The 14,428-nt window shown below is 62.6% G+C and carries 11 protein-coding genes; all 11 read left to right on the top strand.

Features of this window, described 5'->3' with window-relative positions; translation table 11 throughout:
- The first annotated feature begins 128 nt into the window (after positions 1–128).
- Positions 129–1,481 carry a TolC family outer membrane protein gene (locus CAG25_RS25510; RefSeq protein ID WP_011331849.1) on the top strand — a complete coding sequence of 451 codons (1,353 nt, stop codon included), beginning with the start codon at positions 129–131 and terminating at the stop codon, positions 1,479–1,481.
- 34 nt (positions 1,482–1,515) lie between these two features.
- A complete protein-coding gene (locus CAG25_RS25505) occupies positions 1,516–3,672 on the top strand; it encodes a type I secretion system permease/ATPase (protein ID WP_064382650.1) in 2,157 nt (718 codons plus the stop codon).
- Positions 3,662–5,029, top strand: coding sequence for an HlyD family type I secretion periplasmic adaptor subunit (locus tag CAG25_RS25500; protein ID WP_011331851.1), 1,368 nt, complete (start codon positions 3,662–3,664; stop codon positions 5,027–5,029). Before CAG25_RS25505 ends, CAG25_RS25500 begins: the two co-directional genes overlap by 11 nt.
- 375 nt (positions 5,030–5,404) lie before the next feature.
- Complete coding sequence (locus CAG25_RS25495; protein WP_085613330.1) at positions 5,405–6,301, top strand: TauD/TfdA family dioxygenase; 897 nt, start codon at positions 5,405–5,407, stop codon at positions 6,299–6,301.
- Between the two features lie 18 nt (positions 6,302–6,319).
- Positions 6,320–7,345: an ABC transporter substrate-binding protein gene (locus tag CAG25_RS25490; protein ID WP_007957722.1), complete on the top strand. Its 1,026-nt coding sequence runs from the start codon at positions 6,320–6,322 to the stop codon at positions 7,343–7,345.
- Positions 7,346–7,350: 5 nt separating this feature from the next.
- Positions 7,351–8,211 carry an ABC transporter ATP-binding protein gene (locus CAG25_RS25485; protein ID WP_007957720.1) on the top strand — a complete coding sequence of 287 codons (861 nt, stop codon included), beginning with the start codon at positions 7,351–7,353 and terminating at the stop codon, positions 8,209–8,211.
- Between the two features lie 20 nt (positions 8,212–8,231).
- Positions 8,232–9,098, top strand: coding sequence for an ABC transporter permease (locus CAG25_RS25480; RefSeq protein ID WP_011331855.1), 867 nt, complete (start codon positions 8,232–8,234; stop codon positions 9,096–9,098).
- A 175-nt stretch (positions 9,099–9,273) separates the two neighbouring features.
- Complete coding sequence (locus CAG25_RS25475; protein WP_039773030.1) at positions 9,274–10,191, top strand: LysR family transcriptional regulator; 918 nt, start codon at positions 9,274–9,276, stop codon at positions 10,189–10,191.
- A gap of 102 nt (positions 10,192–10,293) precedes the next feature.
- Entirely contained in the window at positions 10,294–11,829 is a 1,536-nt protein-coding gene (locus tag CAG25_RS25470) for an MFS transporter (RefSeq protein ID WP_085613329.1), read from the top strand.
- 18 nt (positions 11,830–11,847) lie between these two features.
- A complete protein-coding gene (locus CAG25_RS25465; RefSeq protein WP_085613328.1) occupies positions 11,848–12,918 on the top strand; it encodes an HlyD family secretion protein in 1,071 nt (356 codons plus the stop codon).
- Entirely contained in the window at positions 12,915–14,426 is a 1,512-nt protein-coding gene (locus tag CAG25_RS25460) for an efflux transporter outer membrane subunit (protein WP_256575424.1), read from the top strand. Before CAG25_RS25465 ends, CAG25_RS25460 begins: the two co-directional genes overlap by 4 nt.
- Positions 14,427–14,428 lie beyond the last annotated feature (2 nt).

Below are 14,428 nucleotides of genomic sequence, written 5' to 3'. Positions count from 1 at the left end.
TGCCCTTCAGCGTGTGATCCAGTTCCGGTTTTAAACTTTCCGACATACGGTCATTCCGGTTGCCATCTTCCGACGCAGCTCACCAATTTGCTGTGATTCAAGACAAGAAGTTCTGGGAAATCTTTACCATGCGTTCGCACCTGTTCAAGGCTCTACCCTTCGCTCTCGCCGCCTCTTTCGTACAAGCACAATCCTTACCAGAAGCCATGCAGCAGGCGCTGGATGTCCATCCGGAAATCCAGGCAGGGGTCAACAGTCGGCTGGCCGCGGATTATCAATTAAAGGCTGCAAAAGGTGGATACCTGCCCAAGGTCGATCTGCTGGGCGGTTATGGTCGTGAAGGCACCGACAGCGTGACCACCCGCGCCAATGGTGGCGGCAATCACTGGGAAACCCTGAACCGCAGCGAGTCAAGTTTACGTCTCTCGCAAATGGTTTTTGACGGTTTTGCGACGTCCAGCGAAGTCGGGCGTCAACAAGCCACCGTCAACTCCCGCGCGTATTCCCTGCTCGGCACTTCCGAACGCACCGCGCTGACCGTGGCCCAGGTTTATCTGGATGTGCTGACCCGTCGCGAATTCGTGCGTCTGGCCGAAGAAAACCTAAAAAGCCACCAACGTATCTACGACCAGATCCAGCTGCGCACCCAGCGCGGCGTCGGCAGCGGTGCCGACCTCGATCAGGCCGAAGCGCGGATGGCCCAGGCCCGCAACAACCTGATCACCGAGCAGACCAACCTCGCCGACTCGGAAACCAACTTCCTCAGCGCCGTCGGCCAGATGCCCGATCAGCTGGAGCGTCCGGCGCCGTTCATGGCGATGATGCCGGCCAACCTGAATGAAGCGCGCCAGCAGATGCTGGAAAACAGCCCGATCCTGCGTTCGGCCGAGTCCGATATCGCCGCGGCCGAGAAGCAATACGAGACTGCCAAGTCGACCTTCTACCCGCGCTTCGACGCCGAGCTGGGCCGCACTGCCGACAACGACCTCGACGGCCAGAACGGTCACAATAACGAATGGCAGGCCATGTTGCGCATGCGCTTCAACCTGTATTCGGGCGGCAGCAACAAGGCGGATCTGGAGTCCAAGTCCTACCTGTCGAACCAGGCGCTGGACATCCGCAACAACGCCTTGCGCCAATTGAATGAAGAACTGGGCCTGGCCTGGAACGCCCTGAACAACGCCAACGCCCAGGTGCCGATCGCTCAGCAGTACGTTGATCACAGCACCTCGGTGCGCACTGCTTACCAGCGCCAGTTCAGCCTCGGCGAACGGACCCTGCTGGATTTGCTCGACAGTGAAAACGAGCTGTTCACCGCTTCGCGCCGTCTGGCTGAAATCAAAAACATTCAGTTATTTACTCAGTATCGAATCAAGGCGACCATGGGCGAATTGCTCAAGAGCCAGGGAGTGGTCGCACCCTTGGCATCCGTTGTGCAGAACGACGTGAAGCCCAAGGTCCAGCTGCCTGGGATGAATTGAGTTGTCCCTTTTCAACTGCTAAAGAGTGTCGAGCGTGGAATCAGAAGTCAGTCGAGTTCATCTCAGTCATGATCCACGCGCGTTGCACGACGATCCGTTACTGGATGGTCTGCTCGCTCTTTGCATGCTCCACCAGAAACCCGCCAGCGCGGCGATGCTGACCACCGGCCTGCCGCTGCCCAAACAACGCCTGAGTGTCGAGCTGCTGCCCCGTGCAGCGGCGCGCGCCGGGCTGCAAGGGCGGGTGCTGCAACGCAAGCTGGAAGAGATTCCGGCGATTGCCATGCCGGCGCTGTTGCTGCTCAAAGATGGCCGCAGTGCCGTCCTGCTCGGCTGGCAGGGTGAGAACGACGCACGGGTGCTGCTCAGCGAAAGCGACGGCGGCGAGTCCCTGGTCAGCCGCGAGCTGCTGGCCGACGACTACACCGGCAAAGTGTTCTTCGCCCAGCCCCAGCACAAATTCGACGTCAACCACGGCACGCTGATCCCGCGTGCACGCTCGTGGTTTCGCGACACCCTCAAGCGTTCGCGCTGGCTGTACGCCGACGCCATCGCCGCCAGTTTCCTGATCAACATCATCGCCATGGCCGCGCCGCTGTTCGTGATGAACGTCTACGACCGCGTGGTGCCGAACCAGGCCGAAGCGACCCTGTGGGTGCTCGCGCTGGGCATCACCGGCGCCTATCTGTTCGACCTGATCCTCAAGAGCCTGCGCAGCCTGTGCCTTGATCTGGCCGGCAAGAAAACCGACCTGATCATCTCTGCCACGCTGTTCGAACGCATCGTCGGCATGGCCATGAAATACCGCCCGGCGCGGGTCGGCAGCTTTGCCCAGAACATCCACGAATTCCAGAGCCTGCGCGATTTCCTCGCCTCGCTGACCCTGACCAGCCTGATCGACCTGCCGTTCACCATCCTGATCTTCATCGTCATCGCGATTCTCGGCGGGCATCTGGTGTGGATTCCGGTGCTGGCCTTTCCGATTGCGCTGCTGATCGGCTACGCCTTGCAGAAGCCGCTGGTGGCAACCATGGAACGCACCATGGCCCTCGGCGCCGAGCGTCAGTCGAGCCTGATCGAAACCCTCGCCGGCCTCGACGCGGTGAAGGTCAACAACGCCGAAAGCGAACGCCAGTACCAGTGGGAACAGACCATCGGCACCCTCAGCCGTCTCGAGCTGCGGGTGAAAATGCTCTCCGGTCTGGCGATGAACATCACCCTGCTGATCCAGCAACTGGCCGGGGTGATCATGATCGTCTTCGGCGTGTACCAGATCATCGCCGGCAACCTGAGCATGGGCGGCCTGATCGCCTGCTACATGCTCAGTGGCCGCGCCCTCAGCCCGCTGGCGTCGCTGTCCGGTCTGCTGACCCGTTACCAGCAGGCGCGGGTGACCATGACTTCGGTCGACCAGATGATGGAGCTGCCGCAAGAGCGCAATTTCGAAGAGCGCCCGCTGAGCCGCAAGGTGCTGCAAGGCGCGATCGAATGCCGCCAGCTCAGCTTCACCTACCCGGAACAACAGAACCCGGCGCTGAAGAACATCAACCTGGTGATCCGTCCCGGTGAGAAGATCGGCATCATCGGCCGCAGCGGTTCCGGCAAGAGCTCACTGGCGAAACTGCTGGTCGGCCTCTATCAGCCGGACGACGGTGCGTTGCTGGTGGACGGCGTCGACATCCGCCAGATCGACGTCAGCGAGCTGCGCTACAACATCGGCTACGTGCCGCAGGACATCCAGCTGCTGGCCGGCACCCTGCGCGACAACCTGATTTCCGGCGCCCGTTACGTCGAGGACGAGCTTGTCCTGCAGGCCGCCGAACTGGCCGGCGTCCATGAATTCGCCCGCCTGCATCCACAGGGTTATGAGCTGCAAGTCGGCGAGCGCGGGCAGAACCTGTCCGGCGGTCAGCGCCAGAACGTCGCCCTGGCCCGGGCGCTGTTGCTCAATCCGCCGATCCTGTTACTCGATGAGCCGACCAGCGCCATGGACAACACCGGCGAAGAACGCCTCAAACAACGCCTCGCGGCGGTGGTGGAAAACAAGACCGTGGTGCTGGTGACGCACCGGGCATCGCTGCTGTCGCTGGTCGATCGCCTGCTGGTGGTCGACCGTGGGCAGATCCTCGCCGACGGCCCGAAAGCGGCCGTCATGGAAGCGTTGAAGAAGGGGCAGATCAGTGTTGCTTAAGTCGGGTTTCAAGGATTCGATCCGCCGCTACTTCAAGGGCTCGGCATCGCTGCAGGGCCAGCCCCTGCCGGAGGTCAACAAGGCCTTGATCGAGGACGCGCCGCGCGTGGTGCGGCTGACGATCTGGGCGATCATCGGCTTCTTCGTGTTCCTGATGCTATGGGCCAATTTCGCCGTCATCGACGAAGTGACCAAGGGCGACGGCAAGGCGATTCCCTCGTCGAAGATCCAGAAAATCCAGAACCTCGAAGGCGGTATCGTCTCCGAGCTGTTCGTCAAGGAAGGCCAGATCGTCGAGGCCGGCGCACCGCTGGTACGCCTGGATGACACGCGATTCGCCTCCAACGTCGGTGAAACCGAGGCTGATCGCCTGTCGATGCTGCTGCGGGTCGAGCGCCTGAGCGCCGAGGTCGATGACCGGCCGCTGAATTTCCCCGAGGACGTGCTCAAAGCCGTGCCGGGTCAGGCCAAGAGCGAAGAGTCGTTGTACATCAGCCGTCGCCAGCAACTGCACGACGAGGTCGGTGGCCTGCAGGAGCAGTTGATCCAGCGCCAGCAAGAGCTGCGCGAGTTCACCTCGAAGCAGGCGCAATATCGCCAGCAACTGGGCCTGCAACGCCAGGAAATCAACATGTCCGAGCCGCTGGTGGCCCAGGGCGCGGTATCGCCGGTGGAAGTGCTGCGACTCAAGCGTGCCGAAGTGGAAACCCGTGGTCAGCTCGACGCCACCACCCTGGCGATCCCGCGCGCCGAATCGGCGATCAAGGAAGTGCAGCGCAAGATCGATGAGACCCGCGGCAAATTCCGCAGCGAAGCCCTGACTCAGCTCAACGAAGCGCGCACCGACCTGAACAAGGCCCAGGCCACCGGCAAGGCGCTGGAAGACCGGGTCAGCCGGACGCTCGTCACCTCGCCGGTGCGGGGTATCGTCAACAAGATGCTGGTCAACACCATCGGTGGCGTGATCCAGCCGGGCAGCGACCTGCTGGAAATCGTGCCGCTGGACGACACCCTGCTGGTCGAAGCGAAGATCCGCCCGCAGGACATCGCATTCCTGCATCCGGGCCAGGAGGCCACGGTGAAATTCACCGCGTATGACTACACCATCTACGGCGGTCTGAAGGCGAAGCTTGAGCAGATCGGCGCCGACACCATCACCGACGAAGACAAGAAAACCACCTACTACGTCATCAAGCTGCGCACCGAGCGCAGCCATCTCGGCACTGACGAGAAGCCGTTGCTGATCATCCCGGGGATGGTGGCGTCGGTGGACATCATCACCGGCAAGAAGACCGTGCTGAGCTATCTGCTCAAGCCGATCATCCGGGCGCGGGCCGAGGCGTTGCACGAACGCTAGATCTTTATTGGCCTTTCAGGCCTCTTCGCGAGCAAGCCCGCTCCCACACTCGACTGCGTTTTTCCAGAGACACGCGATCGAGTGTGGGAGCGGGCTTGCTCCGGGCGGCGATCCGACGAAGGCGTCTGTCGGAACAACACATTCCGTCCAGAAGTGACGCAAATGGTCACTCACCATCCAGTCCAATCCTAAGCATTCGCCATATCGTTATTCGTTAACAGTATTTAAATTCCACTTCTTATAGCTATAAAGTCAGCCTCCTGCGTACCTGCCGACCAATCGGCGCGCCGCACGACACGAACCAACACGCAATCCAGCGTGAGTTTCTGATCGACGCGCGCGCCATTGAGCGCGCCGTGCGTGGGAGATTGATTGATGTCCGCAGCTACTGCTACCCCAAGCGCCGCGACTGTCGCGCCGCAAACCTTCGAGATCCGCCCGTTCAGCGGTGCCGTCGGCGCCGAAATCATCGGTCTCGACCTGACCCGTCCGGTCAACGATGAAGACTTCGCCCGCATCCACCGCGCGCACCTCGATCACCACGTCGTGGTGTTCCGCGACCAGCGCATCACCCCGCAACAACAGATCGACTTCAGCCGCCGCTTTGGCGTGTTGCAGATCCACGTGCTCAAGCAGTTCCTGCTGGCCAATCACCCGGAAATCCTCATCGTTTCCAACATCGTCGAAAACGGCCAGAACATCGGCCTCGGCGACGCCGGCAAATTCTGGCACTCGGACCTTTCCTATAAAGAGCTGCCGAGCCTCGGCTCGATGCTGCATGCCCAGGAACTGCCGTCCGAAGGCGGCGACACCCTGTTCGCCGACATGCACAAAGCCTGGGACAGCCTGCCCGACGCGCTGCGCAAAGCCGTTGAAGGCCGCTCGGCTGCGCATTCCTACACCGCGCGTTACAGCGAAACCAAATTCGAAGGCAACTGGCGCCCGACCCTGACCCCGGAGCAACTGGCCCAGGTCGCCGAGGTCGTGCACCCGGTGGTCCGCACCCATCCGGAAAACGGCCGCAAGGCGTTGTTCGTCAGCGAAGGCTTCACTACCCGCATCGTCGGTCTGCCGGAGGACGAGAGCAAACAACTGCTCGACGAGCTCTACGCCCACAGCGTGCTGCCGCAGAACATCTACCGCCATCAATGGCAACCCCACGATCTGGTGTTCTGGGACAACCGCTCGCTGATCCACCTTGCCGCCGGTTGCCCTGCGCACCTGCGCCGCAAGTTGTATCGCACCACCATTCAGGGCGACGCGCCTTTCTGATTTGCCGGAGATCCGATCATGTCCAAACGTCTTCCATTCGCGCCGCTGGCAGCGGCCATCGGCCTCGGTTTCAGCCTGATCGCCGGTAGCCTGGTGGCGCCGACTGTGGCCCACGCCGAAGGTGAAATCCGCATCGCCGAGCAGTTCGGCATTGTTTATCTGTTGCTCAACGTGGTGCGCGATCAGGGACTGATCGAGAAGTACGGCAAGCAGGAAGGCCTCGACATCAAGGTCGACTGGACCCAGCTGTCCGGCGGCGCGGCGGTCAACGATGCGTTGCTCTCCGGCTCCATCGACATTGCCGGCGCCGGTGTCGGGCCGTTGCTGACGATCTGGGATCGCACCCACGGCAAGCAGAACGTCAAAGCCGTGGCCTCGCTGGGCAACTTCCCGTACTACCTGGTGAGCAACAATCCCAAGGTCAAAACCATCGCCGACTTCACCGAGAAGGACCGCATCGCGGTGCCGGCGGTGGGCGTTTCCGTGCAGTCGCGTTTCCTGCAATACGCGGCGGCCAAACAGTGGGGTGACAAGGAATTCAATCGCCTCGACAAATACACCATCGCCGTTCCGCACCCGGACGCTACTGCTGCATTGATCGCCGGCGGCACCGAACTGACCGGGCATTTCTCCAACCCGCCGTTCCAGGATCAGGCGCTGGAGAATCCGAACGTCCACGTCGTGCTTAATTCCTATGACGTGCTCGGCCCGAACTCGCCGACCGTGCTGTTCGCCACCGAGAAATTCCGCAACGAGAACCCAAAAACCTACAAGGCATTCGTCGAAGCGCTGACCGAAGCCGCACAGTTTGCGCAGAACGATAAAGGCGCGGCGGCCGACACTTACATCCGCGTGACCAAGGCCAAGATCGACCGCGCTGCGTTGCTGAAAATCATCGACAACCCGCAATTCGAATTCAGCGTCACGCCGAAAAACACCTACCCGCTCGCCGAATTCCTCTACCGCGTCGGCGCGATCAAGAACAAACCCGAATCTTGGAAGGACTACTTCTTCCAGGACGCCAAACCGTTGCAGGGGAGCTGATCGACATGAACGCCCCTTTGCAAGGCCACGCGGCCAGCAACCCGATTGCCACGGCGCAGGCGCTGCTGGCGGTCGACCAGGTCAGCCTCGAATACCGCACGCCGCAACGCGTTGTGCGGGCCACCCACCAGGTCAGCTTCGAAGTCGATCAACAGGATCGCTTCGTGCTGCTCGGTCCTTCCGGCTGCGGTAAATCCACCTTGCTCAAAGCCGTCGCCGGGTTCATTGCACCGTGCGAGGGCGAGATCCGTCTGCAGGGCCAGCGGGTCGACGCGCCGGGACCGGACCGGATCGTGGTGTTTCAGGAGTTCGATCAACTGCCACCGTGGAAAACCGTCAAACAGAACGTGATGTTTCCGCTGCTGGCTTCGCGCACGCTGAAGAAAAAGGAAGCTGAAGAGCGTGCGCTGCATTACCTGGAGAAAGTCGGTCTGGCGGCGTTCGCCGATGCCTACCCGCACACCTTGTCCGGCGGCATGAAAGCGCGGGTGGCGATTGCCCGGGCGCTGGCGATGCAGCCGAAAATCCTGCTGATGGACGAGCCGTTCGCCGCGCTGGATGCCCTGACCCGGCGCAAGATGCAGGAGGAATTGCTGCTGCTCTGGGAGGAGGTGCGGTTCACCTTGCTGTTCGTCACCCACTCGATTGAAGAAGCGCTGGTGGTGGGCAATCGGATCCTGCTGTTGTCGCCGCATCCGGGGCGGGTGAGGGCGGAAGTGCACAGTCATCAATACGATTTGCACAGCCTCGGCGGTGTGGCGTTTCAGGAGTCGGCGCGGCGCATTCATCGGTTGTTGTTCGATGAAGGACAGTCGCCGGAAACCGAGCGCGAACTGGATTTCACCGATATCCGCATCGCTTATTGAGCCGCCTGGAGGATTGCCCGATGAGCCATTCATCATCCGTACGTCAAGAATTCGAAAACGATCTGCAACCGCTGACCAGCGTCCCGGTGGAGCGCGAGCTGCCGCTGGGCCAGCGCCTGTGGCAACAGGGCTGGCTGCGCAAAAGCGTGATCCTGATTTTGCTCGCCGTGCTCTGGGAGGTTGTGGCCCGGGTGCAGAACAACGACCTGCTGCTGCCGAGCTTTTTGCAGACCAGTCACGCGCTGTATGACGGTCTGCTCAGCGGCGAACTGCTGGGCAAGGTGTGGATCTCGCTGGTGGTGCTGATCAAGGGTTACCTGATCGGCATTGTCCTGGCCTTCGCCCTGACCACGCTGGCGGTTTCGACCCAGGTTGGTCGGGACTTGCTCAGCACCCTGACCTCGATGTTCAACCCGCTGCCGGCGATTGCCCTGTTGCCGCTGGCGTTGCTGTGGTTCGGGCTGGGCCAGAACAGCCTGATTTTCGTGCTGGTGCATTCGGTGCTGTGGGCGCTGGCGCTGAACACTTACGCCGGGTTTCTCGGCGTCTCGGAAACCCTGCGCATGGCCGGGCGCAACTACGGCTTGAAGGGCATGCGCTTCGTGCTGTTCATCCTGATTCCGGCGGCGCTGCCATCAATCCTCGCCGGACTGAAAATCGGCTGGGCCTTCGCCTGGCGTACCCTGATCGCCGCCGAGCTGGTGTTCGGTGCCACCAGCGGTAAGGGTGGTTTGGGCTGGTACATCTTCCAGAACCGCAATGAGTTGTACACCGACAAAGTATTCGCCGGTCTGGCGGTGGTGATCCTCATCGGTTTGCTGGTGGAGAACCTGGTGTTCGACACGCTGGAGCGGGTGACGGTGAAGCGCTGGGGGATGCAGCGCTGAGAGGTGTGCGGAAGCGGCTGGCCCTTTCGCGAGCAAGCCCGCTCCCACTTTTGAAATGCATTTCCCCTGTGGGAGCGGGCTTGCTCGCGAAGACGTCGGTTCATGCGCCACCGATTTCAAGTATGTTTGCTAGCATTGCATCCAGATCAATCCTGATCGGTCACGAGTGCTCAGCATGCAACTCCCGGACATGAACCTGTTGGTTGCTCTCGACGCTTTGCTCGACGAGGGCAGCGTGGTCGGCGCCGCGCGGCGGATGAACCTCAGCCCGGCGGCCATGAGCCGCACGCTGACGCGGATCCGCGAAGCCATTGGCGATCCGATTCTGGTGCGCGCCGGTCGCGGTCTGGTGCCGACGCCCAAGGCCCTGGAACTGCGCGAGCAGGTGCGCGATGTGGTCGAGCAGGCGGCGTTGCTGTTTCGCTCGGCCGATGCGGTGGAACTGGGGACGTTGCGCCGGCGTTTCAGCATTCGTGCCAACGATTTTTTCGTCGGGGTGTACGGCGGCAAGCTGTTCGACACCCTCGATCAACTGGCGCCGCACTGTGAGCTGCGCTTCGTGCCCGAAGGTGACGGTGACGATGAAGCCCTGCGCGAAGGGCGGATCGATCTGAGCGTGAGCAACACCCGCCCGGTGACCCCGGAAGTCAAAGTGCAGAACCTGTTTTCCACCCACTTTGTCGGTCTGGTGCGCGAGGATCATCCGCTGCTGGATGGCGAGATCACGGCCGAACGTTACGCCGGTTTTTCCCACATCAGCATGTCCCGCCGGGGCATCGCCCGTGGGCCCATCGACACCGCATTGAATGCCCTGGGGCTGGAGCGGCGGGTGGCAGTGATTGCGCCGAGTTTCCACGCGGCGATGTTCGCCCTGCCGGACTCTGACCTGATCCTGCCGGTGCCCAAGGAAGCGCTACTCAGCGTGCGGCGGCTGGGCTTGAAGCTGCGCTCGTTCAATCTGCCGGTCCCGTTGCCGACCCTGATGCTGACCCAGGCCTGGCACCCGCGTTTCGACAAGGATCCGGCCCACCGCTGGCTGCGTGAAACCCTCAAGACCTGCTGCGACGAAACCTGGCTGGCGGCACAGCCCTGACGATTGCGTCTGGCGCACTTATAAGCTGCCAATAAGTCAATTTTCGTCAGCACTAAGCCCCACTAACATGCTCCGGTATTTTTCCCTCCGGAGTTTGCTTGCATGACATCCCTGACGGTCACGGCGCCGATTGCCGCTGCCGCTCCGATGGCAGCCGCGCCACCGGTGTTCGGGGCGCGAATCATCACCGGTCTGGTCGGTGTGCTGCTGGCGGTGCTGGTGTCGGGTCTCAACGAGATGGTGACCAAGGTCGCCCTGGCCGACATTCGCGGCGCCCTGAGCATCGGCTACGACGAAGGCACCTGGCTGGTCGCCGGCTACACCGCGACCTCGGTGGCGGCCATGGCGTTCGCGCCGTGGTGCTCGGTGACCTTTTCCCTGCGTCGCTTCACCCTGTGCGCCATCGGCGTGTTCACCCTGCTTGGGGTGCTCTGTCCGTTCGCCCCGAACTACGAAAGCCTGTTGCTGATGCGCATCCTGCAAGGCCTGGCTGGCGGCGCGTTGCCGCCGATGCTGATGACCGTCGCGCTGCGATTCCTGCCGGCCAACATCAAGCTTTACGGTCTGGCCGGTTACGCCCTGACCGCGACGTTCGGTCCCGGTCTCGGCACGCCGCTGGCGGGGTTGTGGACCGAATACGTCGGCTGGCAATGGACGTTCTGGCAAATCATCGTGCCGTGCCTGATTGCCATGGCGATGGTTGCGTGGGGCATTCCACAGGATCCGCTGCGTCTGGAGCGCCTCAAGTCGTTCAACTGGAAAGGCCTGCTGCTGGGCTTTCCGGCGATCTGCATGCTGGTGATCGGCCTGTTGCAGGGCAATCGTCTGGACTGGTTCGAATCCAACCTGATCTGCGCTTTACTCGGCGCCGGTTCGCTGTTGCTGGTGGCGTTTCTGATCAATGAATGGTCGCAGCCAATCCCGTTTTTCAAGTTGCAGATGCTCGGCATTCGCAACCTGTCGTTCGCCCTGATGACGTTGGCCGGTGTGCTGGTGGTGCTGCTGGCGGTGGTGCTGATTCCATCCAGTTATCTGGCTCAGGTACAGGGTTACCGGCCGGTGCAGACGGCGCCGATCATGCTGATCGCGGCGTTGCCGCAGTTGATCGCGCTGCCGCTGGTGGCGGCGCTGTGCAACCTGCGCTGGGTCGATTGCCGCTGGGTGCTCGGCATCGGTTTGAGCATGCTGACGCTGTCGTGCCTGGGCGGCTCGCAGCTGACTTCGGAATGGATTCGCGACGATTTCTACGTCCTGCAATGGCTGCAGATTTTCGGCCAGCCGATGGCGGTGCTGCCGTTGTTGATGTTGTCGACCGGCAGCATCCAGCCCCAGGACGGGCCGTTCGCCTCGGCCTGGTTCAACACCGTGAAAGGCTTGGCGGCGGTGGTCGCCACCGGCGTGATCGAAGCGCTGACCACTTCGCGCCTGCATTTTCATTCGACGATGCTGGTCGATCGCCTCGGCAACTCACCGCTGGCCGCAAGCAATGACCCCGGCCTCGCCCATCGTCTGCACGAACAGGCGGTGGTGCTGACTTCCTCGGATCTTTATCTGTGCATGGCCGGCGTCGCGGTGGCGCTGATCCTGCTGATTTTCTGGCTGCCGACGCGGATCTTTCCGCCGCGCGCGCCGACCTGACTGGAACAGAAGGTTTTTATGACGACTCAAGCAAAGCAAAAACTCGCGGTGGCCGTAGCCGCTGCGCTGGCGGTTGGTGTGCTGGTGTATCTGGCGATGCCCGGCCTGTTCGGCAAACGCACCCAGCAGAACACCAACGATGCGTTCGTCTCTGCCGACTTCACCCTGGTGGTGCCGCGTGTGGCCGGATTCATCAAAGAGGTGCTGGTGGAAGACAACCAGCAGGTCAAGGCCGGGCAATTGCTGGCGCTGATCGATGACCGCGACCTGCGCGCCGCCGCCGAAGCCGCCGATGCGCAAACCCTGGTGGCCCGTGCTCAATTGCAGAACGCCAAGGCCACGCTGGAGCGCCAGACTTCGGTGATCGCTCAGGCGCAGGCGTCGGTGGTTTCGGCCAAGGCTGAAATGGCTTTCGCCCAGCAGGAATTGAACCGCTACAACCACTTGGCCGGCGTCGGTGCCGGCACCGTGCAGAACGCGCAGCAGGCGCGCACCCGGATTGATCAGGCTTCTGCGCGGCTGGACACGGCCACCGCGAAACTGGCGGCGGAACGTAAGCAGGTCGAGATTCTGACGGCGCAGCGCGATGCCGCCGAAGGCAGTTTGAAGCACGCTCAGGCCGCGCTGGAAATCGCCAGTTTCGAGCTGTCCTACACGCGCATCACCGCGCCCCAGGACGGCATGATCGGCGAGCGCGCCGTACGGGTCGGCGCCTATGTGACCCCGGGCAGCAAACTGCTGGCGGTGGTGCCGCTGAAACAGGCCTATGTGGTCGCCAACTTCCAGGAAACCCAGCTCACCGACGTGCAGCCGGGGCAGGACGTGGTCGTGCGGGTCGACAGCCTCGGCGGCGAAGCCCTCACCGGCCGTGTCGAGAGCATCGCCCCGGCTACCGGCGTGACCTTCGCGGCGGTCAAACCGGACAACGCCACCGGCAACTTCACCAAAGTCGTGCAGCGGATTCCGGTGAAGGTCCTGCTGGATCCGGGCCAGCCGCTGGCCGAACGGCTGCGAGTGGGGATGTCGGTAGAGGCGAGCATCGACACCGAAAGCTCGGCCACCTCGGTGCGTGAGGTGACGCAGCGATGAAGCGCTTTCAGTCCATGACGGTTGTCCTGAGTCTGTCGGCGTTGGCGGCGTGCACCGTCGGCCCGGACTTCCAGAAACCCGAAACCACCCGGATTGCCGAGTGGGCAAAACCGGCAAAAACCGCCGTCAGCCAGGCCGTCAGCGAACCGTTGAACGAGCGCTGGTGGGAAGTCTTTCACGACGCGCAGCTCTCGGCCCTGACCCAGCGCGCCTTGCGCAGCAACCTCGATCTGCAACTGGCCAGCAGCCGTCTGCAACAAAGCCGCGCGGCCCGTCAGGTGATCAGCGCCGACCGCTATCCGACGACCGCCGCCACCGGCAGCTACGCCCGTAAACGCAACAGCGGCGAAGGCTTGAACGACCCGTCCGGGCACAATGGCGATTCCGCCTTCAACCTGTGGGATGCCGGTTTTTCCGCCTCCTGGGAACTGGATTTCTGGGGCCGTGTGCGCCGGGAAACCGAAGCGGCCGATGCCAATCTCGAAGTCGCGGAAAACGACCGTCGCGGTGTGCTGCTGGCGGTGCTCGCGGACACCGCGCAGAACTACATCCAGCTGCGTGGTGTGCAGAACACCCGCGCGGTCACCGAGCAGAACCTCGACGTGGCGCGGCACAGCCTGAAGCTCTCGCAACTGCGCCTTAACGATGGCGTGGCCACCGATCTCGACGTCGCCGAAGCCGCCGCGCAAGTGGCGGCCATCGAATCGCGCCTGCCGGCGCTGGAGCAACGTCAGGCGCAACTGATCAACGCCATCAGCCTGTTGATGGGCGAACCGCCACAGGCCTTGGCTCAAGAGTTATCCACAGACGCGCCGGTGCCGCAGTCGCCATTGACCGTCGCCATCGGCCTGCCGTCGCAACTGGCCGAACGCCGCCCGGACATTCGCCAGGCCGAAGCCCGGTTGCATGCCGCCACCGCCAACATCGGCGTGGCCAAGGGCGATTTCTATCCGCGCATCACCCTGTCCGGCAACCTCGGCTCGCAAGCCATGCAACTCAGCGATTTCGGTTCCTGGGGCTCTCGCGCCTTCGGCATCGGCCCGCAGTTCAGCCTGCCGCTGTTCGACGGCGGCCGCTTGCGCGGCATGCTGCAACTGCGCGAAGCCCAGCAGCAGGAAGCGGCGATCGGTTATCAACAGACCGTCCTGCGCGCCTGGCACGAAATCGACGACCAACTGACCGCCTACAACGCCAGCCAGCGCCGCCGCGACAGCCTCGCCGAAGCCGTGCGCCAGAACCAGATCGCCCTGCGCACTGCGCAACAGCAATACGTCGAAGGCGTGGTCGACTTCGTCAACGTCCTCACCGTGCAAGGCGCACTGCTCGCCACCCAGGAACAATGGGTGGAAAGCTCCACCGGCGTTTCACTGGCGATGGTCGGGCTGTACCGGGCGCTGGGTGGGGGATGGGAGTCGGTGTACCCAGACGAGAACCGGACCGCCGTGTTGCCGGATGTCGCGAAAGCGCCAGCCGGCGTCGACGATTCTGCTGTGGCTGACCTAAAGTGATG

This window comes from Pseudomonas sp. B16(2017), assembly GCF_002113205.1.
GTDB classification, from domain to species: Bacteria; Pseudomonadota; Gammaproteobacteria; order Pseudomonadales; family Pseudomonadaceae; genus Aquipseudomonas; species Aquipseudomonas pharyngis.
This window is presented reverse-complemented; position numbering and strand designations above follow the sequence as displayed.

Bases quoted from the DNA above. Each gene is read 5' to 3' on its own strand.
- CAG25_RS25510 (WP_011331849.1), top strand. From the start codon at position 129: ATGCGTTCGCACCTGTTCAAGGCTCTACCCTTCGCTCTCGCCGCCTCT.
- CAG25_RS25495 (WP_085613330.1), top strand. From the start codon at position 5,405: ATGTCCGCAGCTACTGCTACCCCAAGCGCCGCGACTGTCGCGCCGCAA.
- CAG25_RS25490 (WP_007957722.1), top strand. From the start codon at position 6,320: ATGTCCAAACGTCTTCCATTCGCGCCGCTGGCAGCGGCCATCGGCCTC.
- CAG25_RS25485 (WP_007957720.1), top strand. From the start codon at position 7,351: ATGAACGCCCCTTTGCAAGGCCACGCGGCCAGCAACCCGATTGCCACG.
- CAG25_RS25480 (WP_011331855.1), top strand. From the start codon at position 8,232: ATGAGCCATTCATCATCCGTACGTCAAGAATTCGAAAACGATCTGCAA.
- CAG25_RS25475 (WP_039773030.1), top strand. From the start codon at position 9,274: ATGCAACTCCCGGACATGAACCTGTTGGTTGCTCTCGACGCTTTGCTC.
- CAG25_RS25470 (WP_085613329.1), top strand. From the start codon at position 10,294: ATGACATCCCTGACGGTCACGGCGCCGATTGCCGCTGCCGCTCCGATG.
- CAG25_RS25465 (WP_085613328.1), top strand. From the start codon at position 11,848: ATGACGACTCAAGCAAAGCAAAAACTCGCGGTGGCCGTAGCCGCTGCG.
- CAG25_RS25460 (WP_256575424.1), top strand. From the start codon at position 12,915: ATGAAGCGCTTTCAGTCCATGACGGTTGTCCTGAGTCTGTCGGCGTTG.